The 2,578-nt window shown below is 42.3% G+C and carries 1 protein-coding gene; it reads left to right on the top strand.

All coding sequences use genetic code 11. From position 1 onward, the window contains the following. The first annotated feature begins 644 nt into the window (after positions 1-644). On the top strand, positions 645-2,555 hold the full coding sequence (gene ltrA, locus F6K53_RS37085; RefSeq protein ID WP_293072301.1) for a group II intron reverse transcriptase/maturase: 1,911 nt from the start codon (positions 645-647) through the stop codon (positions 2,553-2,555). Positions 2,556-2,578 lie beyond the last annotated feature (23 nt).

The raw sequence follows: 2,578 nt of genomic DNA, 5'->3' as shown, positions 1-2,578 counted from the left end.
AAGTTATCGGGCGACTGAAAGGCGCTCTTGGAAGTGAAAGGCTAGAACCCTTTCCTAGTCTTGGATTCAGACTAGTTTCCACCCGAAGGAGCGTAGTGAGATGGATATCGCGGCTAAGGCTACGACACTCCCGAATCACTAGGTTTCAGAGCTAGAGGGGAATGCACAACAAATCTTTACATGCCGTGAAAAAGATGTTGTTGGGTTAGGAAAAGAATCAAAAGGTTGAAATTGATGAATCGCCACTATAAGGCATCGTTATAATAAACACCCTCTGATAAAGCGGTAATGGAAGGTGCCAGCTCCTGGATTAGCCTTGCGATGAAAAGGCAATCGAATCCCAAAATGGACTCGGTGTATAGGCGGCAACCTCAGATTCGTAACTTCTTAGTGTGTCAACAGGTAAGCCGAGGTTGAGTCCTACATCTAGGTCGATTGATGTAGGTAGCCAAATCGTAAGAGGAGGTATAACTCTCAGCCCGGTAGAAGACTGAACCAAGCAAAAGCCAACAGCCGAAAGGCAACAGGAAAATACGAAAGTATATAACTGGTTGGATAGAGGGAAATCCCTTAACTTGAAAGAGTGCTGAATTTCAGAACTGACTTCGAGCTAGGGAAATAATACGTAAGTACCTTAATTGTATATGGAAAAGATAGAACCGCAACCAAAAGGGAACGGTATCGTAACTAAACAAACCACTGACTGGCACGCTATCAATTGGAAACGTGCCTACAGGACGGTCAGGAAACTTAGACGTAGAATTTTCAGAGCGACACGTGAGGGTAATTGGAAAAAGGTCAACAAACTACAAAGACTAGCTCTCCGTAGCTATTCCAATATCCTGATATCAGTCAAACAAGCAACCCAAGTAAATAGTGGTAAAAAAACAGCAGGGATAGACGGAAAGAAAAAATTAAACCCTGCGGAAAGAGGGAAAATGGTCGATTCCCTCACCACATATAAGACATGGAAGCCAATACCAACCAAACGCATCTACATCCCAAAATCCAATGGAAAGAAAAGGCCATTAGGGATTCCAAGCATAACCGACAGATGCCTACAAGGTATAGTCAAAAATGCACTTGAGCCATCATGGGAAGCAATGTTTGAACCAGTATCATACGGGTTCAGACCTGGAAGAAGTACCCATGACGCAAGACAAAGGATATTCCTAAACATTAAGGGAGAAAACAACAGGAAATGGTGGGTAGTAGACGCGGACATCTCAGGATGCTTCGATAACATTGCCCATGAACCATTACTAGAAACAATTGGAAGTTTTCCCGCAGCCAAACTAATAAAAGAATGGCTGAAAGCAGGATATGTACACAAAGGAACTTTCTACGACACCGAACAGGGAACCCCTCAAGGTGGAATAATTAGCCCTCTCCTGGCCAATATAGCCTTACATGGATTAGAGGAAGAATTAGGTATTAAATACACCTGGTGCAAAGACAATAAATCTAAAAACGGTGGTAATTGGAAAAATAGGACACCAAGGACTTACGTCCGCTTTGCCGATGACTTTGTAATCCTCACCGAAAGCAAAGAAGATGCGGTGAATGCTAAGAAAATCGCTGAAGAGTGGTTATCCAAAAAAGGACTAACATTATCCTTCGAGAAAACTAGAATATCCCACTTGACCACCGGATTTGATTTTCTGGGATGGAACTTCAGGAAACATAATACCAGTACCAGAAAATCCGGGTATATAACCATCATTAAACCTTCAGATAAGAATGTAGCGAAATTTAAAACCAAACTTAAAGAGGAATTCAAGAAGGTACGAGAAGCTCCACAGGAAGTGGTAATCAAAAGACTCAACCCGATTATAAGAGGGTGGGGAAATTACCACAGCGGAGCAGTATCTTCAGAAATCTTCAATAAGATTGACAGCTACATATTCTGGAAGTTAACAAGATGGGGATTAAGAAAGCATCAAAAATCCCGGGAATGGTTGTACAAGAAGTATTTCGGGAAATTATGTCCCGGAAGAGACGATAAATGGGTATTTGGAGAAAGGAAAGTTTATCTCACTAAGCTTGCATGGGTCAATATCGAAAGACACACCCAGGTCACACATACTCATAGCCCGGACGACCCAGAACTCAAAGAATACTGGGAAAAGAGGGAAAATAAACAGAGACAAAAGACCGCAAGAAATAGACTATCCAACGGAAAAGACAAAATAGCAAATAGACAGAAATACATATGTCCTGTCTGTAATCAAACCCTTGGAAGGTTTGATTTTGTGCATCTACATCATATAACACCAAAAAAGGATGGCGGCACAGATAAGTATGACAATTTAATATACTTACACAATGACTGCCATCACTCAATCCATGCCCTGGGTGCGACAAATCCCGAAATACAACAAATGCTAAAAATGGGATTAAAAAAACCCTCCAAGAAGAAGGGACAAAAGCCAAAAGGTACAAACCCGGATTCAAGGAAAAGTAAGTCGCAAAAGAAAACGTGTTCTAAAGAAGTTGGGCGCGCCGTGTGCTTGGAGACTCGCTCGCACGGTGCCTTGGGGACGAAGCGGGAGTAATCCCGCAGATTTACCCGATTCCT

This window comes from Moorena sp. SIO4A1 (assembly GCF_010672065.1).
Taxonomy (GTDB): domain Bacteria; phylum Cyanobacteriota; class Cyanobacteriia; order Cyanobacteriales; family Coleofasciculaceae; genus Moorena.
The sequence above is the reverse complement of the archived record's forward strand: the minus strand, read 5'-3'. Positions and strand labels throughout refer to the sequence as shown.

Bases quoted from the DNA above. Each gene is read 5' to 3' on its own strand.
- ltrA (WP_293072301.1), top strand. From the start codon at position 645: ATGGAAAAGATAGAACCGCAACCAAAAGGGAACGGTATCGTAACTAAA.